This is a genomic window from Streptomyces erythrochromogenes (assembly GCF_040684695.1).
GTDB classification, from domain to species: Bacteria; Actinomycetota; Actinomycetes; order Streptomycetales; family Streptomycetaceae; genus Streptomyces; species Streptomyces erythrochromogenes_C.
Genome location: NZ_JBFBGM010000032.1, coordinates 83883 through 101572 on the forward strand (window position 1 = coordinate 83883; position 17690 = coordinate 101572).

The 17690-nt window shown below is 74.2% G+C and carries 20 protein-coding genes; 10 read left to right on the top strand and 10 right to left on the bottom strand.

From position 1 onward, the window contains the following. Nucleotides 1-30: 30 nt before the first annotated feature. Nucleotides 31-312, bottom strand: coding sequence for a DUF3817 domain-containing protein (locus tag AB0O53_RS33345; protein WP_435886707.1), 282 nt, complete (start codon nucleotides 310-312; stop codon nucleotides 31-33). Beyond that, a complete protein-coding gene (locus AB0O53_RS33350) occupies nucleotides 309-746 on the bottom strand; it encodes a hypothetical protein (RefSeq protein ID WP_365200677.1) in 438 nt (145 codons plus the stop codon). Before AB0O53_RS33350 ends, AB0O53_RS33345 begins: the two co-directional genes overlap by 4 nt. Nucleotides 747-850: 104 nt before the next feature. Here AB0O53_RS33350 and AB0O53_RS33355 point away from each other — a divergent pair, with 104 nt between their 5' ends. The 3 genes from AB0O53_RS33355 (at nucleotide 851) to AB0O53_RS33365 (ending at nucleotide 3113) form a co-directional block, all read left to right on the top strand. Next, entirely contained in the window at nucleotides 851-1189 is a 339-nt protein-coding gene (locus tag AB0O53_RS33355; protein ID WP_031157596.1) for a helix-turn-helix transcriptional regulator, read from the top strand. Then, nucleotides 1186-1866: a permease prefix domain 1-containing protein gene (locus tag AB0O53_RS33360; protein ID WP_365200680.1), complete on the top strand. Its 681-nt coding sequence runs from the start codon at nucleotides 1186-1188 to the stop codon at nucleotides 1864-1866. Before AB0O53_RS33355 ends, AB0O53_RS33360 begins: the two co-directional genes overlap by 4 nt. A gap of 113 nt (nucleotides 1867-1979) precedes the next feature. After that, a complete protein-coding gene (locus AB0O53_RS33365) occupies nucleotides 1980-3113 on the top strand; it encodes a DUF8094 domain-containing protein (RefSeq protein WP_365200683.1) in 1134 nt (377 codons plus the stop codon). A 24-nt stretch (nucleotides 3114-3137) separates the two neighbouring features. On the opposite strand, the gene AB0O53_RS33370 is transcribed toward AB0O53_RS33365, so the two are convergent. Both AB0O53_RS33370 and AB0O53_RS33375 read right to left on the bottom strand, forming a co-directional pair. Further along, nucleotides 3138-5570 (bottom strand): SpoIIE family protein phosphatase, encoded by a 2433-nt coding sequence (locus AB0O53_RS33370; protein WP_350993338.1) that lies wholly within the window; start codon nucleotides 5568-5570, stop codon nucleotides 3138-3140. A gap of 163 nt (nucleotides 5571-5733) precedes the next feature. Then, a complete protein-coding gene (locus AB0O53_RS33375; protein WP_350993340.1) occupies nucleotides 5734-6591 on the bottom strand; it encodes a 2OG-Fe(II) oxygenase in 858 nt (285 codons plus the stop codon). A gap of 271 nt (nucleotides 6592-6862) precedes the next feature. On the opposite strand from AB0O53_RS33375, the gene AB0O53_RS33380 reads away from it, so the two are divergent. Beyond that, nucleotides 6863-7591 (top strand): DUF2470 domain-containing protein, encoded by a 729-nt coding sequence (locus AB0O53_RS33380; RefSeq protein ID WP_350993341.1) that lies wholly within the window; start codon nucleotides 6863-6865, stop codon nucleotides 7589-7591. A gap of 6 nt (nucleotides 7592-7597) precedes the next feature. On the opposite strand, the gene AB0O53_RS33385 is transcribed toward AB0O53_RS33380, so the two are convergent. Further along, nucleotides 7598-7930: a winged helix-turn-helix domain-containing protein gene (locus tag AB0O53_RS33385; RefSeq protein ID WP_350993342.1), complete on the bottom strand. Its 333-nt coding sequence runs from the start codon at nucleotides 7928-7930 to the stop codon at nucleotides 7598-7600. Then, nucleotides 7927-8343 (bottom strand): hypothetical protein, encoded by a 417-nt coding sequence (locus AB0O53_RS33390; protein ID WP_350993344.1) that lies wholly within the window; start codon nucleotides 8341-8343, stop codon nucleotides 7927-7929. The genes AB0O53_RS33385 and AB0O53_RS33390 overlap by 4 nt, the downstream gene beginning before the upstream one ends. Before the next feature lie 175 nt (nucleotides 8344-8518). Here AB0O53_RS33390 and AB0O53_RS33395 point away from each other — a divergent pair, with 175 nt between their 5' ends. The 3 genes from AB0O53_RS33395 to AB0O53_RS33405 are packed head-to-tail and all read left to right on the top strand — an operon-like array spanning nucleotide 8519 to nucleotide 10742. Then, nucleotides 8519-9172 (top strand): DUF4389 domain-containing protein, encoded by a 654-nt coding sequence (locus tag AB0O53_RS33395; RefSeq protein WP_350993345.1) that lies wholly within the window; start codon nucleotides 8519-8521, stop codon nucleotides 9170-9172. Between the two features lie 14 nt (nucleotides 9173-9186). After that, the gene (locus AB0O53_RS33400) at nucleotides 9187-9567 is read left to right on the top strand and encodes a VOC family protein (RefSeq protein WP_350993347.1); all 381 of its coding nucleotides are present in this window, start codon (nucleotides 9187-9189) and stop codon (nucleotides 9565-9567) included. A gap of 26 nt (nucleotides 9568-9593) precedes the next feature. Beyond that, nucleotides 9594-10742, top strand: coding sequence for a PP2C family protein-serine/threonine phosphatase (locus tag AB0O53_RS33405; protein WP_365200689.1), 1149 nt, complete (start codon nucleotides 9594-9596; stop codon nucleotides 10740-10742). A gap of 13 nt (nucleotides 10743-10755) precedes the next feature. Here the strand turns inward: AB0O53_RS33405 and AB0O53_RS33410 are convergent, their stop codons facing one another. Next, a complete protein-coding gene (locus AB0O53_RS33410; protein ID WP_365200692.1) occupies nucleotides 10756-12174 on the bottom strand; it encodes a serine hydrolase domain-containing protein in 1419 nt (472 codons plus the stop codon). 145 nt (nucleotides 12175-12319) lie between these two features. Beyond that, complete coding sequence (locus tag AB0O53_RS33415; protein ID WP_350993353.1) at nucleotides 12320-13114, bottom strand: 3-hydroxybutyrate dehydrogenase; 795 nt, start codon at nucleotides 13112-13114, stop codon at nucleotides 12320-12322. A gap of 195 nt (nucleotides 13115-13309) precedes the next feature. Between AB0O53_RS33415 and AB0O53_RS33420 the strand changes: the two genes are divergently transcribed. Beyond that, nucleotides 13310-13876, top strand: coding sequence for a P-loop NTPase family protein (locus AB0O53_RS33420; protein ID WP_365200694.1), 567 nt, complete (start codon nucleotides 13310-13312; stop codon nucleotides 13874-13876). On the opposite strand, the gene AB0O53_RS33425 is transcribed toward AB0O53_RS33420, so the two are convergent. Together AB0O53_RS33425 and AB0O53_RS33430 are read right to left on the bottom strand one after the other, a co-directional pair. Further along, a complete protein-coding gene (locus tag AB0O53_RS33425) occupies nucleotides 13848-14540 on the bottom strand; it encodes an HAD family hydrolase (RefSeq protein ID WP_350993356.1) in 693 nt (230 codons plus the stop codon). The two genes, AB0O53_RS33420 and AB0O53_RS33425, sit on opposite strands and share 29 nt — an antisense overlap. Before the next feature lie 39 nt (nucleotides 14541-14579). Then, the gene (locus AB0O53_RS33430) at nucleotides 14580-16013 is read right to left on the bottom strand and encodes a L,D-transpeptidase (RefSeq protein ID WP_365200697.1); all 1434 of its coding nucleotides are present in this window, start codon (nucleotides 16011-16013) and stop codon (nucleotides 14580-14582) included. 170 nt (nucleotides 16014-16183) lie between these two features. Between AB0O53_RS33430 and AB0O53_RS33435 the strand changes: the two genes are divergently transcribed. Together AB0O53_RS33435 and AB0O53_RS33440 are read left to right on the top strand one after the other, a co-directional pair. After that, nucleotides 16184-16690 (top strand): GNAT family N-acetyltransferase, encoded by a 507-nt coding sequence (locus AB0O53_RS33435; protein ID WP_365200700.1) that lies wholly within the window; start codon nucleotides 16184-16186, stop codon nucleotides 16688-16690. A 93-nt stretch (nucleotides 16691-16783) separates the two neighbouring features. After that, the coding region (locus AB0O53_RS33440; protein WP_365200703.1) for an NAD-dependent epimerase/dehydratase family protein at nucleotides 16784-17690 on the top strand (907 nt) is incomplete at its 3' end.

A 17690-nucleotide genomic window follows, 5' to 3' on the forward strand; every position in this document is an offset into this window, starting at 1 on the left:
TGCCCGGGAAGCAGCCGTACCGTCGGTGGCCTACGAGCCGTACACCCCCGGCGGCATCCCGGTGTCGGCACGCCGCAGCCGGCGCAGGGCCAGTAGGCCACCGACCCCGGGGATCCAGGCCCGCCACCTCGCCGCCGGGTCCGCGGACGCCCGCCGGGCGGTGAGGACGACGATCAGGTAGGCCGTGCCGTGGACCGGGCCGCCGAGGGAGGCGACCGCTCCGGTGTGCGCGGTGAGGAGGTTGACCAGGAGCAGGGCCAGGGAAGCGGCCTCCACCTGCGCCGCGATCCGCAGGACGCGCACGCCGGTCACGCTCCCGTGGTGGAGCCGGGGCGGACGATCATCAGTACGACCACGACCGCCCAGAGCAGGTTGAACACGCCGGTGACCATGGCCAGCCGGGCCGCGCCCGACTTCTCCGGACTGTCGAGCAGCCGCTGCTGCCCCGGCAGGATCACCAGCGCGAGCAGGGCCGCGGCCGCCGCGGTGAGCACGATCGACACCAGGAGCCAGGCGTCGGTCAGCACACCGAGCCGAGCTCCGGTGGCGACGCCGAAGACGGGTACGGCGATGCCGACGAGCGTGTAGCCGCGGCAGATCCGGTGCAGCACCTTCGCCGTCTGCCGTCCCTCACCGTCCTCGGACGGGGTGCGGGTGTGGCGCGGGAACATCGAGGCCGCGACCGCGATCGGGCCGATCGCCAGGATCGCCGCGAGGACGTGGACGGACAGCAGCAGTTTGGTCACCAGGGCACTCCGGATCGCTCGGTCGGCGGGTCTGTGGATCGGTTGGCAATAGATTGCCAGGCAACCTATACGACGGTGACGCGGTGTGGGTAGGCTGCCTGACCATGAAGGCGAGTGAGGTACGCGGGCACCTGGACGGGCTGCTGCTGTCGGTGCTCGAATCCGGCCCCCTGCACGGCTACGCCGTGATCACCGCGGTGCAGGAGCGCAGCAACGGCGTGCTGGAGCTCCGCAAGGGCACCATCTACCCCGCCCTGAACCGGCTGGAGCGGCTCGGCCTGCTGTCCAGTACCTGGGAGTCCGTGGGCGAACGCCGGCGGCGCTGCTACGAGCTGACCGACGCCGGCCGGCGCAGCCTGGACAGCGAGCGGAAGGTGTGGCGGGAGTTCACCGCCGCGATCGGCTCGGTACTCGAACCGGTACAGCCGCGGACCGCGACGTGAGCGCGGAGGACGGGACCGACGGAGCCGGCGATCCGATCGAGGCCCACGTGGCCGAGCTGGCCGCCGTCCTGCGCGGCGCCGATCGCGAGAAGGCACGGATGCTGGCCGAGCTGCGCGAGGGGCTGCTCGACGCGGCGGCGGATTTGGCACCCGGTGGCGAACCCGGTCACGAGGCGGCGCGGGAGGCCGTGCGCCGGTTCGGGAGCGTCGCCGAACTCGCACCGGACTTCCAGCGCGAACTGACCATCGTCCAGGCCCGGCACACCTCCCGCAGGATCCTGCTGCTCGCTCCCCTCCTGCTCCCCTGCTGGTACCTGCTCGCCGCAGCCGGACCCACGGCGCACCGGCTGCCGTACGCGGCCCAGGTACTGCTCGCCCACCTGGGCGGCACCGCCGCGGCCACCGCCCTGGCGGCAGCGGTGTTCCTGGCCGCCACCGGCCGCCTCGCCCGCCGGCTCTCCACCCCGGACCGGCTGCCGGTCCTGGTCGCCTGGACGGGCACCACCGCCGCGGTCGCCCTGGCACTGAGCGCGTTCACGTTCGCCGCCGCGTCGCTGCTGACGTCCCGCTGGCCGCTCTGCGCCCTCGCGGGTGCGGTCGCCCTCGTCTTCCACGCGAAGATCGCCGCCTCGGCACGCGCCTGCCGCCGGTGCGCCCGGCCGGCGGTGATGGCCTGATCCGCCCTCCCGCCCGCGGCGGGCCGGGCCTCACGACGTAGGGTCCTGGTACGCCGGGGCGGGGACGGACCGAACCTGCCCGCGCGGCGGCATTTCGGGGGAAGGGGCGAGCAATGGGGTGGGGCAGAGCTGCTGCGGTCGGTACGGCCGTGGTGCTCATGGCGGGCGGGGCCGCCGGGTGCACGGGTGGAACGGGCGGGAAGGGCGATGGCGGGTCGCCCTCCGGGGCGGCGAAGCCGTCGGTCCCGCCGCCGCCCCCACTGGTGATCGCCCAGGCCGACGCGGAGAAGGTGTTCGGCCGGTTCGAATGGGAGCGCCGCACCCCGGCGGGGTGGAAGGAGACCGACGCCACGTCCCAGGTGGCGACCGGGCCGCTGCTCGCGGAGTGGAAGGCGAAGGCCTCCATCCGCACGTTGCGGAACACGCCCGGGACCGAACCCGACTCGACCGGTCTGGTGAACCCCTCGTTCGTGATTCCCGCCGAGCGGGACCAGCCGTCCTACCCGCGGTACTTCGTCGTGTTCAGCAAGGCGAACGGATGGGAGAACGGCCCGGCCACCGCAGTGCACTACTTCCAGCAGGAAGCGCCCGGCGGCGAGTGGAAGGCGGCCGTGGAGACGTGGGTGGCCATGGAGGCACCGGCACCCCTGGAGTCGACCAGCGTCTCTCGGTTCGCGTGGACGACGGTGCAGCTGCGCCCGACCCCGGTGGCCGCGGCCGGGCGCGACGCGGCCGGAGCGGCCGTGCTGTCGCCGACGGCGGAGGCGGACCGGGCGGTGTGCGGCCGCTTCGCCGACTACACGAGCTTCACGACCCCGGACGAGCCGGAGAGCGACGCGTTCGCGCCGGGTCCGCTCACGGGCGAGATGGTCGCCAAGCTCGCCGCGAAGGCCAAGGAGCCCGAGCTCAAGAACCTGCTCACCTACACCTTCGAGCACGAGGTGTCCGGCCCCGCGCTGCCGGTGCTCAAAACGGCCGGCGGATCCTCTCTGGTCGCCTGCCCGCTCACGCGCACGCAGAAGACGCGGGGCAAGGAGAGTACGGTCACGTTCACCTTCGGCGAAGGCTCCGACGACAGCGCGTTGCTGGGCGCCAAGGACAAGAAATGGCGCAGCGCCGACGCGAAGCAGAGCCTCACCGCGCTCATCGAACTCCCCGCCGCCGCCTCTCCCGGCCCGGCCCAGGTGGTGGCCTGCAACTGCCTCGACCCGCAACTGCTGGAGATCACCGGCAAGCGGGCCGGCTGACGCGGCCAGGGGGCGTCCGGCGGATCAGGCGGCTCCGGCGTGCCAGGGGATTTCGGCCCAGACCTGCTTGCCGCCGCTGAGCGGTACCGATCCCCAGGCCGTCGCGGTCGCCTCGACGATGAGCAGGCCGCGGCCGCCGGTCGACTCCCAGCTGACCGACACCGGTTTGACGGGGCTGCGCGGTGAGGCGTCGTTCACGGCGATCCGCAGCCGGTCCGTGGACAGGGTCAGGTCCATGCCCACCTCGCCCTGCGTGTGCGCGATCGCGTTGGTGACCAGCTCGGACACGATCAGCAGAGCGGTGTCGAGCTCCTCCACCACGCCCCAGGACCGCAGCGTGCGCGCGGTGAACCGGCGCGCGTGCAGGACGGCCTTGGGCAGGCGCCACACCGTCCAGTGGCTCCGCTTGGGCCGGCCCGCCGTGCCGTCGTAGCGCAGCAGCAGCAACGCCACGTCGTCGTCGCGGCGGCCCACGCCCGCGACCAGGTCGTCGGCCACCCCTCCGGCGTCGACCGGGTCGGCCTCGATGAGCGCGTCGCACACCCGCCGCATGCCCTCCTCCAGGGGCAGCCGGGCGGATTCGACCAGGCCGTCGGTCAGCAGGACCAGCAGGGTTCCGGGGAGCAGCCCCGCCTCGGTCATGGGGAATTCGGCTTCCGCGAGCACGCCCAGGGGCGGCCCGCCCTCGACCGCCATCTCCTCCGTGACGCCGTCGGGGTGGCGCACCACCGGCGGCAGGTGGCCGGCCCGGACCACCCTGGCGATGCCCTCCTCCATGTCGAGGTCCACGTACGTGCACGTGGCGAAGAGGTCGGTCTCCATGCCGACGAGCAGACGGTTGGCGCGCGCGACCACGACGTCGGGCGGGTGGCCCTCCACCGCGTACGCCCTGACGGCCGTGCGCATCTGGCCCATGATGGTGGCGGCTCCGGCGCTGTGGCCCTGTACGTCCCCGATGACGAACGCCACGTGTCCGTCGCCGAGCGGGATGACGTCGTACCAGTCCCCGCCGACCTCCAGTCCCGCGGTCGCGGGCAGGTAGCGGGCGACGGCGACCCCGCCCGGCAGCTCGGGGAGCTTGCGGGGCAGCAGACTGCGCTGGAGCATCGTGGCGAGTTCGTGGCCCGCGTCCAGCGCGTGGGCGCGTACCAGGGCCTGCCCCACCAGCCCCGCGGTCGCGGTCAGCAGCGAGCGCTCCTCCGGTGCGAACCGGTGCTCCTCGTCCCAGCCCACGAGGCACACCCCGACCATCCTGCCTTCGGCGGGCAGCGGCAGGACGGCGAGGCCGCCGGGCCCGACGCCGAGGAGCCCCGGCTCCAGTGCCGCGCCCGGCGGCCACAGGCTCATGTGGCCGGCGCGGAGCGCGCTCTGGAGGGTGGGCAGGTCGCCGAGCGGTACGTCGGGCCATTCGGAACGCCATTCCGCGCGCCAGACCTCGGGCCAGGCGTCGGGCTCCGGGGGGTCGAGGGCGGTGACGATGAGGCGCTCGGGCTCCAGTTCGCCGACGGCGACACGGGAGGCGCCGAGCGGTTCGCGCAGGGCCGCGACCGCCAGCCGGCTGACCTCACGGATGGTCGCCGCTCCCGCGAGGGTCGCCGACAGCCGCTGTACGAGGGACACTTCGTCCGCGCTCGGCCGCAGGTAGGAGGCGTCGGCCACCACGCCCAGGACGCGCCGCGGGGTGCCGCCGGCGTCGACCTCCACCCGGCAGCGCAGGCCCAGCCAGCGCAGTTCGCCGCCGGGGCGGCGGATACGGAACGCCAGCTGCTGTCCGCCGGCGGCCAGCCGGTCGGGCTCCACGACCGCCATCAGCGCGGGCATGTCGTCGGGGACGGCGCAGGCGAGCAGGGTCTCCACCTGTCCGTCGAACTGTTCGGGGGACAGGCCGAGCAGTTCCAGCACGTGGGCGTGGGCCTCCATCCGGCCGGTGCCCAGGTCCAGGATGAAGGCGCCGCCCTGGTCGGGGACCAGGGACTGGACGAGATGTGCCTGCGGGGCCCTGCGTCCGGCGAAGCGGGCGGCGACCGATTCGAGTCCGGCGGCCACCTGGTCGGCGTACAGCTCCAGCAGGCTGCGGTCGTCGGCGCTGAAGCCCTCCCCCACGTCGCCGGCGACGACCAGGCAGCCGAGCTCCTGGTCGCCGTGGCCCAGGGGCAGGGCGCCCAGCGAGATCCGGGCCGGCGAGTTCGGGGTGCCGTCCCCGACCCGGGTGGGGAAGTGGTGGGGGTCCTCCTCGATGAAGGCGGCGAGTTCCTTGGGGGTCAGCCACAGGGGGCGGCCGGAGCGGAAGGCGTTGGCGGCGGGCGAATGGCCGGCGACGGCGAGGATGGCGGGCAGGCCGTAGAGGACCCCGCGGTTTCCGGTCAGCTCGGCGAGGTGGAGTTCCCGGTCCTGGTCGGCGGCGACGTAGACGGCGGCGAGCTGCGCGCCGCAGAACGCGAAGCGATGTCTGGTCACTGTCCGTACCGCCTCCTCCCGTGGCAGTCCCGCCGAGCGCCCGCTCTCCCTCCATGCTGTCGCGCCCGGGTGCGTTCGGGCGAGTCGGAAGGCCGCGGCCGCTCGGCGGGTACGGCGGATCGTCGCCGCCCGTGACGAGGGGCAGCGGCGCGGCGCGGAGCCGCTAGGGCGTGCGGCGGGGCGCGGGGAGGGTGAGACGGGTGGCCGGGTCCGGGGCCGGCAGGGCGATGGGGCTGGCGCCGTCGTGGTCGTGCTCGACGTCCGCGAGCGGGCGGGTGCGTTCGGCCGCGTGGGCCAGCCACGGCCAGATCCGGAACGGGTCGTCGGGGGCGGCCGCGGCGGCCCCGGTGCCGCTGATCCAGGTCGTGAGGGTGAAGCGGTGGTCGGCGAAGTGCCCGCTGGGGCAGGTGGACGGAACGACCTCGTGGAAGGCCCCGGCCGGGAAGAACACGATGGTGTCGTGCTCGGGCTCGATGGTGCGGTAGGACTCCGCGGGCCGGGCTCCGCCGTCGGCGAGCAGGGTGTCGTACAGCCGGAGCTGGCCGCCGCCGAAGCCGCGCGGCCTGCGGTGGAGGTAGTACACGGCGGAGAGGGCGGTGCCGACGTCGCGGACCCGTGAGGCGTCGGTGTGGATGCCGTAGTGGCCGCCTTCGCCGTGCGACGTCAGGACCGTCAGGGTCTGCGTGAGCGCGGCCCGGTGGCCGAGGACCTCCTGGACCAGCGGCAGGCAGTCCGCCAGGTGGGCGCTGAACACGGAGCTGGTGACGGGGAGGACGAGGGAGCTGCGGCCCTTGTGGGAGACCTGGCCGGAGAGGGGGTCGAGGACCGTCCCCGCGTGGAAGTCGGCTTCCCGGGAGATCGCGTACTTCAGGAGGGAGCCGGCACGTTCCGCGCCGAGGAAGTTCTCGAAGCGACACACCGGCGCCGGGACCACGGGAGCCGTGGACCACTGATCGGAGGGGGGCAGGGCCTGGGTGCCGATTTCCGCCGGGGTGGCCGATTCCATCGCGTATCCGCTCATGGCCCGGAACCGTACGCGCGGCGGCCGTGGCCTCCGAAGGGGCACATGGGGGGCGCACGGGAGAACATCGGCCCCGCGCCATGCGCGTACTGGCAAGGGCGGGTCCGCCCCTGCGGCGCGACGTGGCGTAGTGCGGCCCGGGGCGTACGCCGGCGCACACCACCCGGCGACCGGCCGCGCGATTGCCCGAGGCATTGGCCGAGTTTCGCGGCTGGTCACACCACCCACTCATCCATTAGATTAGGCAAGCCTTACCTAACCGGAGGTTCCGATGAGTGCTGCCGCCCTGCCCGCGGCCGAGGCGACCCTCGCCGAGCAGACCCGTTCCGTGCTCGCCCGCGCGGTTTCGCTGACCGTCACCACGAACGGGCTGCGCTACGACCTGGTCGGCCTGCACTCCGTCAACGCGAGAGGCCAGGTGCGGCTGCGGCTGCCGGCCGACAGCCTGCCGGCGGCCCACGTGGCGTGCGCGCCGCGCGGGGCCCTGGCCGCGCTGGTGGAGTTCACCGACATCGCGCCCGTCGCCGTACGCGACCGGGTGCGGGCCCGGGTGACCCTGTCCGGCTGGCTGACCCGGTCCGGGCGGGAGACCGCGACGGACGACGTCGAGCTGCGCCTCGACGCGGCGCGCGTCACGCTGGCGACGCAGGAGGTGACGGTGAAGGTCGGCCTAGACGAACTCGTCCTGGCCGAGCCGGACCCGCTGGCCATCGACGAGGGCTCACTGCTGACGCACCTGAGCGACGCCCATCAGGACGCGGTGACCCGCCTGACCCGGCTGGCCGACCCCTGGCTCCTGCACGGCGCCGTCCGCGTCCTGCCCCTCGCCGTGGACCGCTACGGCATCACCCTGCGCTGCGAGTACGCCCGCAACCACCACGACCTCCGCCTGCCCTTCCCCGCACCGGTACGGGAGGCGTCCCAGGTCGGCGAGCAGATCCAGCTCCTGCTCGCCGCGGCCCAGGCCTGCCCGAGGCGCCGCCACCTGCCCGCCCGCTAGCGGGCGTCAGTCCAGCGGCCCCGCGATGGCCCGCAGCGCGTCCAGGTGGCGCCGACAGGCCGCGCGCCCCTCCCCCGTCAGCCGCAGCCAGGTACGGGGGCGCCGGCCCACCTGCCCCTTCTCCACCGCCACCCAGCCGGCCTCCTCCAGGCGCGAGACCTGCTTCGACAGGGCCGAGTCCGTGATCTCCACGAGATCCCGCACGTAGCCGAACTCGGCCTTCTCCACGGCGGCGAGGGCCGCGACGATCGACAGGCGCACGGCCGAGGCGAGGAGCGGTTCGAGTCCGTGCCGCGGATGCGGCTCCCGAACCTCCCCGTCCGCGGGTTCCGGGGTCATGCGGCGCGCGCCTCGCGCCGGGCGGCGACCGCGGCGGGCAGCGCACAGGCGAGGGCGGCCACGGCCGCGAAGGGGACGCTGTCCGGGAAGACGGTCAGCCCGAGCACGAGCGCGAGGACGTAGGCGACGGCCCACGCGCCGATCACCGCGAGGTGCGTGCCGGCGTGGCCGCGCGGGACCACGGGCTGCCGCGTGGCGAACAGCGACAGTCCGACGACCACGACGGCGTTGGCCAGCGCGCCGGCGGTCGCCCCGGCCGGCCCGTGCCACAGCAGCACCGCGGGGACGAGGACGAGCTGCCACGCGGCGAACAGCCACAGGTAGCCGGCGTACCAGCCGCTCCGCCCGCGCACCTTCCCCTCGATCCGCGCGATCCCCCGCAAGGATGCGGCCGCATCCGCCCGTTCGTTCACGGCATGTCCCCTCCCGTCGGTGCCGGGCTCTTCGAACCTGCCGGCCCGGCATCTACTTTCCACTCTAGCAAGTACTTGCCGAACAGGAATGGCGGCAGATCCCCGAGTGGGTGCGGTGCGCGCGGGCGGGACGGAAGATGGAGGAGGGCGGGGGTGACGCGACGAGGTGAGCGGCATGACCATGCAGACCCCCTATCCGCCGGTCACGGTGTCGGCCCGGCTGGACGCGCCGCTCTCGCGGTGGCTGTGGCTGGTCAAGTGGATCCTCGCGATCCCGCACTACGTCGTGCTCGCCTTCCTGTGGCTCGCGTTCGTGGTGATCAGCGTGATCGCGTTCTTCGCGATCCTCTTCACCGAGCGCTATCCGCGCGCCCTGTTCGACTTCAACCTCGGAGTGCTCCGCTGGTCCTGGCGGGTCTCCTACTACGCGTACGGCGCCCTCGGCACCGACCGGTACCCGCCCTTCAGCCTCGGCCCCGAGCCCGACTACCCGGCCCGGCTGGACATCGCCTACCCCGAGCGGCTCTCGCGCGGCCTGGTCCTGGTGAAGTGGTGGCTGCTCGCCATCCCGCAGTACCTCGTGATCGGCATCTTCACCGGCGCCTTGCACAGCTCCTGGTCGGCCGGCGGTCTGATCGGGCTCCTCGCCCTGATCGCGGTCGTCACTCTGGCGTTCACCGAGAAGTACCCGCGCGACCTGTTCGACCTGATCATCGGCCTCAACCGGTGGGTGCTCCGGGTCACCGCCTACGCCTCCCTGATGACGGACGCGTACCCGCCGTTCCGCCTCGACATGGGCGGCGACGAGCCCGTGGACGCCACAGTGTGAAGGGAAGAGAGACCATGCTGGGAGAGAGCAAGGCATTCAGCGGCTTTTCGGTGGACAGCATCGACACGGCGAAGGACTTCTACGGCTCGACCCTCGGCCTGCGCGTCTCCGAGGAGCACGGGATGCTGTCCCTCCACCTCGGCGGCGGCGCGGACGTACTGGTGTACCCGAAGGAGAACCACAGCCCGGCGAGCTTCACCGTGCTGAACTTCCCCGTGCCCGACGTCGACCGGGCCGTCGACGACCTCGCGGCGCGCGGCGTGGCCTTCGAACGCTACGACGGCTTCGGACAGGACGCGAAGGGCATCTCGCGCAACGAGGGCGGCCCCCCGATCGCCTGGTTCAAGGACCCGGCCGGCAACGTCCTGTCCGTGCTCGAGGTGGACGCCCCCTAGCCGGCTCCGGTTCGGGACACCGGGCCATGGCGTCGCGACGGGACGGCCCGGAGGCGCGGCTGCGCGCGATGGAGGAGGCCGCCGAGCGGATCGGGACGTCCTCGGACGAGGCCGCGATCTGGCGGGAGCTGACGGGATTCCTGCTCCGCGGCCCGTGCGGGGCCGCGGCCGTGGAGCTGACGGGCGGCAGCCCGGGCGGCCGGAGCCTGCCGGCCGGTCGCGTGGCCGCCGCGGGCGACACCGCCGGCCTCCTGGACGCCCCGGGCGGCGCGGCGGCGGCCGCGCACGTGCTCGCGGTGCCCCTGACCGGCCGCGGCGAGGTCTACGGACGGCTGCTCGCGGCCCGGGCGGGCTGCGCCCTCAGCGCGGACGAGGCGGCGACCGTGCACTTCGCGGCGCGCCTGGCGTGCGCGCACGTCGGGCACGCCCGCCGGCTGGTGGCCACCGAGAAGATCGCGCTCGACCTCCAGCGGGCCCTGGTCGCCGAGCCCGGCCGACCGCATCCGAACCTGGAGGTCGCCAGCCGCTACCTGCCGCTGGGCTCCCGCGCCCTGGTCGGCGGCGACTGGTTCGAGACCGTACGGCTCCACTTCGGCCGCACCCTGCTGGTGGTCGGTGACGTCATGGGCCACGGCCTGGAGGCCGCCGTGGACATGAACGCCTACCGCTCCGTCCTGCGCGAGGTGGCCTCCACCGACCTCGCCCCGCACCGCGTGCTGCGCCAGCTGGACGCCCTGTCGGCCGCGGACGACGACCGCCGCCCCGCGACCTGCCTCATCGTCCGGGTCGACCCCGCCCGCGGTACGGCCGCGTACGCGAGCGCGGGGCACCTGCCGCCGGCGGTCTTCACCGCGGACCGGCCCGGGGACCTGCTCGACGTGCCCGTCGGCCCGCCACTGGGCACCGGTTTCGGCGGGTACGAGGCCGTCGCCCTGCCCTTCACCGCGGACCGGACGATCCTGCTCTACACGGACGGACTCGTGGAGCGCCGCGGCGAGGACATCGACACGTCCCTGGCCCGGCTCGCCGCCCTGCGCATGACCGCCGGCTGCTCGGTCCGGGACGTGGTGGACGCGGTCTGCGCCGGCCTCGACGCGGAGCACGCCGAGGACGACGTCGCCGTGCTCGCCGCCCGGCTCCGCACCCGGCCGCCCCTGGAGGGGGCGACCGGATGAGACGTACGCCGGCTCAGCGCGCGGGAAGCGCAGACGGCGCGGGAAGCGCCGGCAGGGCCCCGTGGGCCGGGGACAGGGGTGCCAGGGACAGCGGTGCCGGGGACAGGGGTGCCGGGGCCTCGACGGAATCGGTCCTCGGGGCCTTCGGCGCCCGGGGCGGCTTCGGCGCGGTCCTGCCGCACAGCGCCTGGTCGCGGTAGTCGGCCATGGCCGCGTCGGCCGGGTGCGGGTCGAGTGCGGTGCCGGCCTCGTTGAAGCGCTGGTACTTCATCAGGTTGTACCCGAGGGCGAACTGCCGCGTGCCGTCCGGGCTGGACAGGGCCTGGGTGCCGGCGCCCCAGACGCCGCCGTCGTGGCCCCATGCCGGGCCGCACGGCGTGTCCAGGGAGTAGATGCCGAGGCCGTAGCGCAGGGTCACCTTCCCGGTCGGGTCCTTGATGTCGTACGTGGTGCGCATCTGGTCCAGCTGGCGGCGCGGCAGGAGGTCACCGGTGAGCAGGGCCCGGTAGAAGGTGTTCAGGTCCTGCGGCGTGGAGACGAGGGCTCCCGCGGTGCCGCCCCAGGTCATGTTGTAGACGCTGTAGTCGCGCGGCGGGTCGATGAGCCCGAAGAAGTTCTCGTACATGCGGGCATGGGCGCCGCGGATGGAGGGGTCGGTGCCGGGGAAGTAGGTGTCCCGCAGGCCGGCGCGCCGGATGACGTCCTTGGCGATGAGCTTCTCGGGGTCCTGGCCGGTCACCTTGCGCAGGATCTCGCCCAGCAGGATGTAGTTGGTGTTGGAGTAGCTCCATTCGGTGCCGGGTTCGAACCGCTGCGGCCGGGCCACGCCGTAGCCGATCAGCTCGGTGGGGCGGATCGTCCGGAAGCGGTGCTCGTCCAGGCTCGCGGTGGTGCCCTCCCAGAGTGAGGGGAAGGCGTCGGCGATGTAGTCCTCAATGCCGCTGGTGTGGTTGAGGAGCATGCGCACGGTCACCTTGCGGCCGCGCTCGCCGGGCAGCAGTTCGGGCACGTAGTCGCCGACCGGCCGGTCCAGGTCGATCCGGCCCTTGGCGTTCTGCTGGAGCACGGCGACGGCGGTGAACGTCTTGGTGACGCTGCCGACGCGGTGGCGGAGGTCGGCTCGGACGGGGCGTCCGGTGGACAGGTCGGCGATGCCGGCGGCCCCGTCGAAGCGCTCGCGGCCGTCCCGGGCCGCGGAGAAGACGCCGTACACGCCCGCGTCGCGGACCGCGTCGAGCCCGGCCTGGAGCGCGGCCCGGTCGAGCCGGTGACCGGCCGCCGCCGCCCGTGCGGCGTCCGGCTCACCGGCCGCCGAGGCGCTGGCGGCGGGGGCGAGGCCGGCCAGCAGGGCCACGGCGACGGCGGTCGCGGAGGCGGCGCGGCTCAGCCGCCGCGCGGGGCGGTCGGCGGAACGGGGGCGGGGACGGCTCATGGCGGCTCCTCGACGCGGGCCCGGTGGGGCCGGTGTTCGGTACACCTCGATTCTTTGCGACGGCCGGTGCCGGCACTTCCTCCGCCAGGACGAACCAGGCATCAACCTCCAGAAGGAGAAGCACCTTGACAGGCCATTACATTTGTCACGCCGCGGTCCAGCCGCCGTCCAGGGGGATCGAGGCGCCGGTGAGGTGGCCGGAGTGGGGGCCGCAGAGCCACAGGACGGCGGCGGCCACGTCCTCCGGTTCGATCAGCCGTTTCACGGCGGAGCGGCCGAGCAGCACCTCGGTGACGACCCGGTCGGCGTCGATGCCGTGGGCGGCGGCCTGGGCCGCGATCTGCCGCTCGACCAGCGGTGTGCGGACGTAGCCGGGGTTGACGCAGTTGCTGGTCACCCCGTGCGGGGCGGCTTCGACGGCCGTGACCTTGCTCAGCCCTTCGAGGGCGTGCTTCGCGGTCACGTAGCCGGCCTTGTACGCGCTGGCGCGCAGGCCGTGCACGCTGGAGATGTTGACGACGCGGCCCCAGCCCCCGGCGTACATGTGCGGCAGGATCCGGCGGAGCAGGAGGAACGGGGCGTGGACCATCACCCGCTGGAGGAGTTCGAAGCGGTCCGGGGGGAATTCCGGCAGCGGCGCGACGTGCTGGAGTCCGGCGTTGTTGACCAGGATGTCGACCTCGGCGGGGAGTTCCTCGACGGGGGCGGCCTGTGCCAGGTCGACCACGTGGGCACGGCCGCCGATCGCCTCGGCGACGGATGCGGCCCTGGCGGCGTCGATGTCCACCACGTGCACATGGGCCCCGGCGCGGGCGAGCGCGGTGGCGCACGCCCGCCCGATGCCGCTCCCGGCCCCGGTGACCAGGGCGGTACGGCCCGCCAGGTCGATGCCTGCGGCGGCTGCTGTCCCGGGGAGGCCGGGAGGGATGGCGCTCGTCATGGCGGGAATCATCGGCGACGCCCGGGGCCCGTTCCCATGTGCGCGGACACCACAGTCCCCGGCCGGGTTGTGTCGGCCGGAGCCTCCGCAGGAGGCGGTGTGCGGCTGGGGCGAGCGGGCGATCAGCGAGTACGGGACGGGGAGATGGGAGTCCCCGAACGGCAGCCGGTACAGACGTCGTCTACGGTGGCCCCCATGGGCATTCGGGGGCGCCCCCGCCGGGCCTACCGGTACGTGGGGCCGGCCGGGCCCCTGGCACTGGTCCGGCCGGGCAGCGGAGGCCGCGGGATCCGGTCGGCGGTGGACTTCGAGGCGTGGGTCTCGGCGCTGCCCGCGCGGGAGTTGGACGAACCGTTCACGTTCGTCGTCGACACCGCCGGTGTGCTGCGGCTCGCGCCGCGCCGCAGCGAGCACGTGGTGTGCGCGGGCGGCGGGCCGGTCCTGGCCGCCGGTGAGATGGGCTTCTCCCGGGCGTCCGGCGCGTGGGCGGCCTGCGAGGTCAGCAACCAGTCGACCGGGTACTGCCCCGACGTCGTCTCGTGGACGGCCGTCGCGGACGCGCTGGAGTCGGTCGGGATCGGGCACCCGGGCGGGTACACCCGCGAGGTGGTGTTCCGCAGGTGTCCCGCCTGCCGGGAGCTGGGCATCGTCCGCGAGGACGACTTCGTGTGCGTGTTCTGCGACGGGCCGCTGCCCCTGGGGTGGAACGTCGACGGCGGCCCGGCGCCGGCGGCTACCCCAGCAGGTCCAGCAGGGGGGTGAGGCCGTCCGGCCGCCGGTCGGCCGGCAGGTGGTCGACGAAGTGCACCGGGCAGCCGAGCGCCGCGGCGCCGCCGTCCGCGGTGCGGTCGTCGCCGACCATCAGCACCTCGGCGGGCGGCAGGCCGAGTGCGTCGCAGGCGGTCCGGAAGATCAGCGGGTCGGGCTTCTGGACGCCCAGCTCGTAGGACAGCACGTACACGTCGACCAGCTCGTCCAGGCCGTGCGTGCGGAAGATCGGCCGCAGGTCCCATCCGATGTTGCTCACGACGGCCACCGGGATTCCCCGTCGCCGCAGTTCGCGCAGCGTCGCGGAGGTGTCCGGGTAGGGCCGCCAGGCGGCGGGGCTCATGTGGCGGTCGTAGAGCGCCCCGGCGAGCTCCGGCTTCGGCAGGCCGGACGCCAGCGCCAGGCCGCCGTAGGCCGCCCGGTGCTGACCGGCGCTCACGTCCCGCTCCCGCCACAGGGCTTCGAGGTGGGCGGGGATCCGCCGGGGCGCGCCGCCGCCCGGCAGGGCGCCGTACTCCGTCAGCCGCCCCGCCGTCTCGCGGAACTCCTCGTCGGACAGCCGGATGCCGGTCGCCGCCAGGCCCGCGCCGAGCCAGTCCTCGGTCGACTCGATGCGCAGCAGCGTGCCGGAGAAGTCGAACATCACTCCTCTGATCATGTGTTGATCGTAAGCCAGGCCGCGCTCCGGGCGCCCCGGTCAGGTGGTGGGGTGCAGCCGGGACGGGGTGCGCGGTGCTGTGGGCGGGGCCGCGTCCACGTCGGCGAGCGCGCTGCCGGCCAGCCAGCTGCGCCAGTCCACGTTCCAGTCGCCGAAGCCGTTGTCGAAGGGGGCCATCTTCTCTCCGCCGCTGTTGACGACTTCCACGATGTCGCCCTCGCGGACGGTCTCGAAGAACCAGGCGGCGTTCTCGGTGCTCATGCCCGTGCAGCCGTGGCTGACGTTCTCCTCTCCCTGCGCCTCGACCGACCAGGGCGCGGCGTGGATGTACTCGCCGCTCCAGGTCACCCGGGTCGCATAGGAGACGGGCAGGTCGTAGAACTCCTTGGTGCCGCGCTTGATGCCGACGGTGTCGCCGCGCATGCGGACCTTGGACTCCTTGCGCAGGACGACCTTGATGCCGCTGCGGGTCCGGAAGCCCTCCTTGCCGGTGGTGACCGGGATCGTCCTGATGACGCGTCCGTTGCGGCGTACGGTCATCCGGTGGGTGGCGGAGTCGGTGACGGCCTCGATCCGGTCCCCGATGGTGAACTGCAGGTCCTCGGAGGGACCGCCGTAGGCGTGGTCCCCGACCTGGACACCGTCGAGTCCGCTGCGGACGCGGACCACCGTGTGCGCGGGCCAGTACGTGCGGGGCCGGAAGTGCAGGGTCGATGCGTCGACCCAGTGCCAGGCGCCTTCCACGTGCGGTTGCGAGGTCACCTCCAGCGCCTGCTCCAGGCGGGCGCGCGCCACGCGGTCGCCGGCGGGGACGGGCCGGCTGAGGGCGGCCGTCACGATCTCCCCGGCTCCGTACGTGCCGGGGCCCGGCCCGAACTCGACGGTCAGCCTGCCGCCGTCCGCGGGCGGCGCGGTCCGGAAGGCCATGGTCACGCCGACCGGGCTGCCGGCCGCGTCCTGCGCGCCGACCCGCACGGTGTACGTCTCCCCCGCGCGCAGCGACTCGGTGTTCAGCCAGCGGTCGCCGTGCGGGCCGAGTTCACCGGACAGGTGGCGGCCGTGCCCGTCGTGCACGCTCACGTCGGTGATGCGGCCCGGTTCGGTGAGGGTGATCTCCAGGGGTCCGCCGGCGTCGGTCGGCAGGGCCTGCGCCCAGGCGGCGTCGGCGACGGCGGGCTCTTCGAGCACGGATCCCCTCCCGCGCGAGGTGGCCCGTACCCGCTGTTCCTGCCAGCCGTCGCACAGCCCGCGCCGGAACACCCTTGCCGCGCACCGCCCTTCGCCGGCCCCGTGGGCCCCCTCCAGCACTCTCCCCAGCAGCAGGGTGACCGCCGCCTCCCCCGGGCGGCCCGCAGGCTTGGCGTCCGCGGTGCCGGCATCGGGGGCCGTACCGGGCGCTGCGGCGACGACCAGCATGGCCCCCGTCACCGCAGCCGCCGCGCCCCACGCCCTGGTCGGTCGTGTCCGTCGCATTCGTGGCATAGCCGTATCAAACCGATGGAGAGCCAACCCGATGATCATGCGCTCGGTGCTGGGGCCGAACGGGCACCCGAAGTGAACTCGTACGGAGCACACACCGCCGCGGCCGGACGGGCCGCGGAAACCCGCGTGCCTCGGGGCGGATCCGTGCGGACAATGACCGCATGCCTGTACGCGCGGTACACCGGGACGAACTGACCGTCCTCCAGGACATCGAGAGGGCGGCCGGTCGCTGCTTCCGGGACATCGGCATGCCGGAGATCGCCGACGACGAGCCGCCGACGCTCGCCGAACTCGCCCCCCACCGGGAGGCGGGGCTCGCCTGGGTGGCGGTGGACGGGGCCGACGCCCCGGTCGCCTACCTGATCGCCGCACGCGTGGAGGGCCACCTCCACGTGGAGCAGGTGTCCGTGCACCCCGACCACGCCCGCCGGGGCATCGGCCGGTCCCTGCTGGAGCACCTGGCGGGGGTCGCGGTGCGCGAGGGCGTGCCCGCGCTGACCCTCACCACCTTCACCGAGGTCCCCTGGAACGCCCCGTACTACGCCCGCTGCGGGTTCCGCGCCCTCGGCGAGGACGCGCTCACTCCCGGCCTGCGGGAGATCCGCGCGCGCGAGGCGGCCCACGGCCTGGACCGCTGGCCGCGCGTGTGCATGCGGCGCGACCTGTGAGCCCGGGGCCGGCCCCCGGACCCCCGGCAGCCCGTCCTTCGCCGACCGCGAACCGGGGTCGCGGTCGCGCCGGCGCTGTGCTGGGGTGGGCGGATGGACCTTCTGATACTGGGCGGGACCGCGTGGCTGGGCCGTGAGATCACGCGGCAGGCGGTGGCGCGCGGGCACGACGTGACATGCCTGGCACGCGGCGAGAGCGGTGAAGTCGCCTCCGGAGCACGGCTGGTGACGGCGGACCGGACGGACCGGTCCGCGTACGCCGGGCTCCTGGACCGCGACTGGGACGCCGTACTGGAGGTGTCCTGGCAGCCGGCGTTCGTCCGCGACGCGCTCGTGGCCCTGGCGGAGCGGGCCCGGCACTGGACATACGTCTCGTCCGTCAGCGCCTACGCCGACCACGGCGAGGTCGGCGCCGACGAGTCGGCCGCCCTCCTGGCACCCACCGAGCAGCAGTACGCGGGGCGGGAGGAGTACGGGGAGGCCAAGGTCGCCTGCGAGGCCGCGGTCCGCGCGGCCGTCGGCGACCGCCTCGCGGTCGCCCGGGCCGGCCTGATCGGCGGACCGGGAGACCACACCGGGCGCTCGGGGTACTGGGTGGCCCGCGCCGCCCGCGCGGTGGACCGGCCCCTGCTCGTACCGCACTCCCCCGGCCTGCCGACGCAGGTGGTGGACGTACGCGATCTCGCGTCCTGGATGGTGGACCTCGCGCAGGAGGGCACGGTGGGGACCTTCGACGCCGTGGGGCCCGTCGTGCCGTTCGACGAGTGGGTCGACCTGTCGCGCCGGGTGGGCGGCCACACCGGGGACGTCGTGCAGGCGGACCCGAAGTGGCTGCTGGACCGGGAGGTGGCGCCGTTCATGGGGCCGGAGTCGCTGGCCATGTGGATGCCGGACCCGCAGTGGGCGGGCTTCTGCGCGCGCAGCGGAGCCGCGGCGCGGGGGGGCGCGGGGCCGGCCCCCCCCCCCCCCCGGCCTAGGAGGCCACACGGTGGTGGTGGGG

What these genes read in the sequence shown, in the direction of transcription:
- AB0O53_RS33355 (WP_031157596.1), top strand. Translation starts at nt 851, where the DNA reads ATGAAGGCGAGTGAGGTACGCGGGCACCTGGACGGGCTGCTGCTGTCG.
- AB0O53_RS33365 (WP_365200683.1), top strand. Translation starts at nt 1,980, where the DNA reads ATGGGGTGGGGCAGAGCTGCTGCGGTCGGTACGGCCGTGGTGCTCATG.
- AB0O53_RS33375 (WP_350993340.1), bottom strand. Translation starts at nt 6,591, where the DNA reads ATGAGCGGATACGCGATGGAATCGGCCACCCCGGCGGAAATCGGCACC.
- AB0O53_RS33380 (WP_350993341.1), top strand. Translation starts at nt 6,863, where the DNA reads ATGAGTGCTGCCGCCCTGCCCGCGGCCGAGGCGACCCTCGCCGAGCAG.
- AB0O53_RS33385 (WP_350993342.1), bottom strand. Translation starts at nt 7,930, where the DNA reads ATGACCCCGGAACCCGCGGACGGGGAGGTTCGGGAGCCGCATCCGCGG.
- AB0O53_RS33395 (WP_350993345.1), top strand. Translation starts at nt 8,519, where the DNA reads ATGACCATGCAGACCCCCTATCCGCCGGTCACGGTGTCGGCCCGGCTG.
- AB0O53_RS33400 (WP_350993347.1), top strand. Translation starts at nt 9,187, where the DNA reads ATGCTGGGAGAGAGCAAGGCATTCAGCGGCTTTTCGGTGGACAGCATC.
- AB0O53_RS33405 (WP_365200689.1), top strand. Translation starts at nt 9,594, where the DNA reads ATGGCGTCGCGACGGGACGGCCCGGAGGCGCGGCTGCGCGCGATGGAG.
- AB0O53_RS33410 (WP_365200692.1), bottom strand. Translation starts at nt 12,174, where the DNA reads ATGAGCCGTCCCCGCCCCCGTTCCGCCGACCGCCCCGCGCGGCGGCTG.
- AB0O53_RS33415 (WP_350993353.1), bottom strand. Translation starts at nt 13,114, where the DNA reads ATGACGAGCGCCATCCCTCCCGGCCTCCCCGGGACAGCAGCCGCCGCA.
- AB0O53_RS33420 (WP_365200694.1), top strand. Translation starts at nt 13,310, where the DNA reads ATGGGCATTCGGGGGCGCCCCCGCCGGGCCTACCGGTACGTGGGGCCG.
- AB0O53_RS33425 (WP_350993356.1), bottom strand. Translation starts at nt 14,540, where the DNA reads ATGATCAGAGGAGTGATGTTCGACTTCTCCGGCACGCTGCTGCGCATC.
- AB0O53_RS33430 (WP_365200697.1), bottom strand. Translation starts at nt 16,013, where the DNA reads ATGCGACGGACACGACCGACCAGGGCGTGGGGCGCGGCGGCTGCGGTG.
- AB0O53_RS33435 (WP_365200700.1), top strand. Translation starts at nt 16,184, where the DNA reads ATGCCTGTACGCGCGGTACACCGGGACGAACTGACCGTCCTCCAGGAC.